The organism is Mesorhizobium sp. M7A.F.Ca.CA.004.12.1.1 (assembly GCF_003997835.1).
Taxonomy (GTDB): Bacteria; Pseudomonadota; Alphaproteobacteria; order Rhizobiales; family Rhizobiaceae; genus Mesorhizobium.
Genome location: NZ_RZRK01000401.1, coordinates 1 through 5,664 on the forward strand (window position 1 = coordinate 1; position 5,664 = coordinate 5,664).

The following is a 5,664-nucleotide window of genomic DNA, read 5'->3' on the forward strand; positions in this document are numbered from 1 at the left end:
GGTCTGCGAATTGTAGAGGTCTTCCAAAGTCGCCGCCATGACCCGGTGAACAGTCAAGCAGATGCTCAGCCCGATTGCCACCGGCGCAAGGCGCGAAAATCGAGTCATAAACAACCGTCCCGTTCGAAGACCCGCCAGAGCTGCGCTGCAATGAACTCTATCCAGTTTTTCAGTATTGCAGCTCGATTTTTAGCACTCGCTCCTGGTCCGGGCCAGAGCTTGCACCGGTGTGCTCGCCATTGACGCACCCATGCGCCACGCTTTAGCACTTCAATCCCGGCGGCCGGGGGAGGGATTCTTCACGATGGATTTTGGCGGAGGCGACGAGATCCGCTTCGAACATCTGGGCCGGGCCGGCGTCGTCACCTTGACGCGGCCGCAGGCGCTCAATGCCTTGACGCACGGCATGATCAGGGCGCTCGACGCTGCTCTTTCCGCCTGGGAAGCCGACCAGGGCATGGACGTCATCGTCGTCAAGGCAGAGGGCAGGGCCTTTTCGGCCGGCGGCGATATCCTGCATGTCTATGAGACAGGCCGGGCGGGAAAACCGCCGGTCGAGTTCTTCGCCGATGAATATCGCCTCAATGCCCGCATCAACAGTTTTAGGAAACCTTATGTCGCCCTGATCGACGGTATCGTCATGGGTGGCGGCGTCGGTATCTCCTTCCATGGCTCGCACCGGGTGATGACCGAGAATGCCCAATTTGCCATGCCGGAGGTCGGCATCGGCTTTTTTCCGGATGTTGGCGCCAGCCACCTGCTGCCTGATCTCGGCGGCTCCTTCGGCATGTATCTGGCGCTGACCGGCAATCGCATCCGCTATGGCGATGCGCTGTGGTCGGGGCTGGCCACCCACACCATCAAGGCCGAGGACCAGGCTGGCTTTCTCGACCGCCTGGCGCTGACCGGCGATCCGGAATCGGTGCTGCGCGGCTTCTTCGTGCAGGCAAGGCGCGAAACCGACAGGCCGACGCTGGAGGCGATTGTCCGCCATTTTTCGCAACCGTCCCTGAACCGCGTCATCGACAGCCTCGAGCGTGCGGCCGCCGCCGACGAGTTCGCGGCAAAGACACTGGCGACGATCCGCACCCGCTCGCCGACCAGCCTGCGCGTCGCCTGGCGGCAGATCAGCGCCGGACTGACGCTGTCCATGGAAGCCTGCATGAAGATGGAGTTCCGCATCCTCAACCGGATGCTCGCCGGCCATGATTTCTACGAAGGCATCCGCGCCGCCATCATCGACAAGGGCTCGAAGCCGCAATGGCGGCCGGCAAGCCTCGCTGCGGTCAGCGAAGCGGATGTCGATGCCTATTTCGCGCCGCTCGGCGAACGGGAACTCTTGATATGAGCGAGGTGACCTCGAGGCGCGTCGTGCTGCAGCCCTCCGGGGTGGAGGTGATCTTCGCCTGGTTCCAGCGCGTCATATCGGGCTATTGCCTGCTGTTCGGCATTCTCTACTGGATCAGGTTGATCGGCTTTTATCCGGGTACGCTGTGGCGGTTCGACCTGATGCCCGTGCACTGGCAGGTCGCTGCGGTGGTGCTCGCCGTGTTCTTTCCCTTTGCCGCTGCCGGCCTGTGGATGCTGGCGTCCTGGGGGCCGGTGATCTGGTTCATTTGCGCGGTGACCGAGACGGTCATGTATGCCGGCTTTCCCGAGCTATTCGGCCACCGCTTGCTGATTGTCGCCTCGCATGCGGCGGTGGCGCTGCTCTACATCGTCTTCCGTGTCGTCATCTACCTGCAGAAGCGCCCGGTCCGCCACTAAGCCGTTGAACCCATTGGCGGCCCCACTGTCGCCTCGAATGAGCTCCGCAATCGTTGCCGAAATCTTTAGGTTAATTATCCTTGCTCGGGTGACCGTTCGTTAAGCCTCTTCCGAAACCTCTTACCGGTAAGCTCTTGTTAGCCCTAGCGTTTAAGTCGAATTTTATGAGTATTCGATAGTGTCGCGATCAAGGTGAAAAACAAAAAATCACCAGGGCGACAAACGAGAGGCAAAGACAATGATCAATTCGCGTCCGGCGGCGAAGACCGCCAACGTATCCGACGATCGCCGCGAGGCTATCCGTTCCCTGTACATGGAATCGCTGCAGCTTGTTGAACGGCTGCACCGCCGCCTGCTTGATGTGATCAAGGACGAATTCGACCGCAACGGCCGTTCCGACATCAATGCCATCCAGGCGCTGCTGCTGTTCAATATCGGCAATTCCGAGCTGACCGCCGGCGAACTGCGCTCGCGTGGCTACTATCTCGGCTCGAACGTCTCCTACAATCTGAAGAAGCTGGTCGATCTCGGCTTCATCAATCACCAGCGCTCGCGCATCGACCGCCGTTCGGTCCGTGTCTCGCTGACGCCGAAGGGCAACGAGGTGGCGGAGGTCGTTGCCGGCCTCTACGAGCGTCATGTTGGCTCGATCGAGCAGGTCGGCGGCATCAACACCGACGAGTTCAAGCAGATGAACCGTGCTTTGCAGCGGCTCGACCGCTTCTGGAACGACACCATCGCCTACCGGATGTAAGGCGCCGCATCGGATCCGGCCCGCGCCACAGAAACGCGGCCGAAATATCGACCTTCAGTCAGGGCCGGTGCCGAGAGGCATCGGCCTTTTTCTAGCGACTGACGGCGACTTGAGTTCATCTGTTTGTCGGCTGACCGCAACCCCGTGGGCCACGCTTTGCTTTCGCTTCCACAATGCCTAATGTCGCCGCACAAGGGGGCATGATGGGTCGAAGCAGGCGTTTCAAGATCTGTTTTGTCGCGGCGGCGCTACTGCTTGCGTCAGAAACGGCTTTCGCCGAGGAATGGTGGAAGGATGCCTTCGCCATGGAAGGCAGCAGCCCGTGCGACGGCAATGACTCCAGAGTGACGTTCACCGATAAGTCGGTGGAAATGTGGGAAGTCGGCTGCACAATCGACAAAGTCCAGAAGATCAAAGGCCTGGACGCCGTCATTTTGGACCTGACTTGCTCGGACGATACCGACAGTGTGGAAAAGAGGCGGGCGCTGCTGCTCAAACTCGATGACAGCAAGATATTGCGTTACCCTGAGAACCAAGTGCTGCAACGATGTTCCGAGTTGGAGGCTCCGGGTTCGAAGCCTTGAGCCAGGGTCGTTCGCGGCTGGCTGCCGGTCCTGCCGCGCGGCAGTCGACCCCATGTCGGCGACGGCTCCGACCCGATACCCAAAAGCATCGGTCCGTCCTTTTCGGAATGCCGGTCAGTCGGATTCGGGCGCTAGGCCACGTTGCCGCCATATTCCAGTGGAACCGAGAGTGGCAGTGATGCTGGTGTGAAGACCATGCGTTCACCCACAATCCGTATCGCGCCTGGGCGCTGTCACACCAGGGTGATACGGAGCATGGTTGGCTTATTGTTAAGATTGCCAATTTTACAGTGCGGGCGAGATCGCCCGGTGATCAACGCAGCAAGTGATCGAACTGCTACAAATGTCTGGAACGTCCATGAGAACCAGCCGTCGTTTTTTCCTCTCCGGAGCCTCCGCGCTCGCAGCCGCAGTGGTCGCCGGCGGCGCCAATGCGCAGGATGTGATCGGTGACATCCTGAAATCCTCCGCGCGCGGCAATTGGGACGACCAGTTCGATGCCCGCGCCAGCGAGGGCGGCAAGGTGGCCTCGACGCTGCCGATCTTCAGCCCGCAGACCGTCGCCTTCACGGAACAGGCGGTCGGGCAATACCAGAACATTGTCGGGCAGGGCGGCTGGGTCGACGTTCCCGCGACCAAGAAGCTGCAGCTCGGCGTCGATGACCCGGATGTGGTGCCGTTGCGCAAGCGGCTGATGGTTTCCGGCGATCTGTCGCAGAGTGCCGGCATTTCGACGGCCTTCGATTCCTATGTCGACTCGGCGGTCAAGCGTTTCCAGCTGCGCCATGGCCTACCTGCCGATGGTGCGCTCGGCAAATACACCTATGCGGCGATGAACGTTTCGGCGCAGATCCGGCTCGGCCAGTTGCAGACAAATTTGCAGCGGCTGCGCGAGAAGGCCGGCACGCTGGGCAGCCGCTACGTGCTGGTCGACATTCCGGCAGCGCAGGTCGAAGCGGTCGAGAACGACCGCGTCGTGCTTCGCCACACCGCGATCGTCGGCAAGATCGACCGGCAGACGCCGATCGTCAATTCCAAGATCAACGAGATCATCGTCAATCCATACTGGAACGCGCCCGTCTCGATCGTCCGCAAGGACATCATTCCGCTGATGCGGAAGGATCCCGATTATCTCAAGGACAGCCACATCCGCCTGTTCGCGCCGGATGGCAGCGAAGTCGATCCGATGAATGTGGACTGGTCGACCGACGACGCCGCCAAGTACCGTTTCCGCCAGGATCCCGGCTCGGAAAACGCCATGGCCTCGGTGAAGATCAATTTCCCGAGCCCTGACGGCGTCTACATGCACGATACGCCGCAGCAGAGCCTGTTCGGCAAGATGTTGCGTTTCGATTCCTCGGGCTGCGTGCGCGTGCAGAATGTGCGCGACCTCGTCACCTGGATCCTGCGCGACACGCCCGGCTGGGACCGCCAGCATTTCGAGGCGGCGATCAAGACCGGTGAAAACACGCCGATCCAGGTCACCAATCCGGTGCCGGTCCACTTCCTCTATCTCTCGGCCTGGTCGACCGGTCCGGGCGTCGTGCAGTTCCGCGACGACGTCTACGCGCTTGACGGCAACAACGAGCTGCAGATCACGTCTGCGCTATAAACATTTGATTCTTATATATAAAAGGGCCGCCTCTCAGGGCGGCCTTTTTCATTGATTGGGTGCCGCGGCGTTTTTCACGGGACGGGCGGCTGGACGGATCGGCCGGCTTTGCGCATGGTCGGCGGAAAGCCTGGAACCGGACCATGGAAGTCGCCGTCTTCATTCTAGTCGTGCTCGTCTTCGTGGCGCTTTCCGGCGCTCTGGTTCGCCTGGTACGGGTGCCGTTGCCGGTGCTGCAGATTGCGATCGGTGCCGCGCTTGCGTGGCCGGTGCGCGGCATCCATGTCGAGATCAATCCGGAACTGTTTCTGCTGGTGTTCATTCCGCCGCTGCTGTTCGGCGATGCCTATGGCGCACCGAAGCGTGAACTGATGGCGCTGCGCGGACCGATCCTGGATCTGGCCATAGGGCTGGTCTTCTTCACCATCGTCGGTTTCGGCTACGCCTTGCATTGGCTGGTGCCGAGCATCCCTCTGGTGGTCGCTTTTGCGCTTGCCGCGGTGCTGTCGCCGACCGACGCGGTGGCGGTGTCCTCGATCGTCGACAGAAATGTCGTCCCGGCGCGGCTGATGCACATTCTGGAAGGCGAGTCGCTGCTCAACGATGCGTCGGGGCTGGTCATGTTCCGCTTTGCCGTCGCGGCGGTGCTGACCGGCAGCTTTTCCCTTGCGGCGGCTTCGCTCAGTTTTCTCTATGCCGTGGCGATGGGCATCCTGATCGGCGTGGCGGCGCTGTTCGTTGCCGCCAAGCTGCTGCAACTGCTCAACCGGATCGGCGGCGTGCCGGCCGAGGCGCAGGTGCTGGTGATGGTCCTGCTGCCCTTCATAGCCTATCTCGGCGCCGAGCATGTCGGAGCTTCCGGCATCCTGGCGGCTGTTACCGCCGGCCTGCTCACCGGCGGCTCCGGCGTGTTTCGCTTCCTCGGCGTCTCGGCGCGCATGCAGACG

At 61.4% G+C, this 5,664-nt stretch carries 6 protein-coding genes; all 6 read left to right on the top strand.

Translation table 11 applies throughout. The features are described 5' to 3' along the window. Positions 1-304 precede the first annotated feature (304 nt). The gene (locus tag EN984_RS20520) at positions 305-1,348 is read left to right on the top strand and encodes an enoyl-CoA hydratase/isomerase family protein (RefSeq protein WP_127271351.1); all 1,044 of its coding nucleotides are present in this window, start codon (positions 305-307) and stop codon (positions 1,346-1,348) included. Beyond that, positions 1,345-1,767: a DUF6163 family protein gene (locus tag EN984_RS20525; protein ID WP_127272646.1), complete on the top strand. Its 423-nt coding sequence runs from the start codon at positions 1,345-1,347 to the stop codon at positions 1,765-1,767. The genes EN984_RS20520 and EN984_RS20525 overlap by 4 nt, the downstream gene beginning before the upstream one ends. 238 nt (positions 1,768-2,005) lie before the next feature. Further along, positions 2,006-2,521, top strand: a complete 516-nt coding sequence (locus tag EN984_RS20530; RefSeq protein WP_008875359.1) for a winged helix DNA-binding protein — start codon at positions 2,006-2,008, stop codon at positions 2,519-2,521. Between the two features lie 173 nt (positions 2,522-2,694). Beyond that, positions 2,695-3,105 (top strand): hypothetical protein, encoded by a 411-nt coding sequence (locus tag EN984_RS20535; protein WP_236383325.1) that lies wholly within the window; start codon positions 2,695-2,697, stop codon positions 3,103-3,105. 358 nt (positions 3,106-3,463) lie between these two features. Continuing rightward, a complete protein-coding gene (locus EN984_RS20540) occupies positions 3,464-4,717 on the top strand; it encodes a L,D-transpeptidase family protein (protein ID WP_127271053.1) in 1,254 nt (417 codons plus the stop codon). 143 nt (positions 4,718-4,860) lie between these two features. Continuing rightward, positions 4,861-5,664, top strand: an 804-nt coding sequence (locus EN984_RS20545) for a sodium:proton antiporter (protein ID WP_164765552.1), incomplete at its 3' end; no start/stop codon positions are given.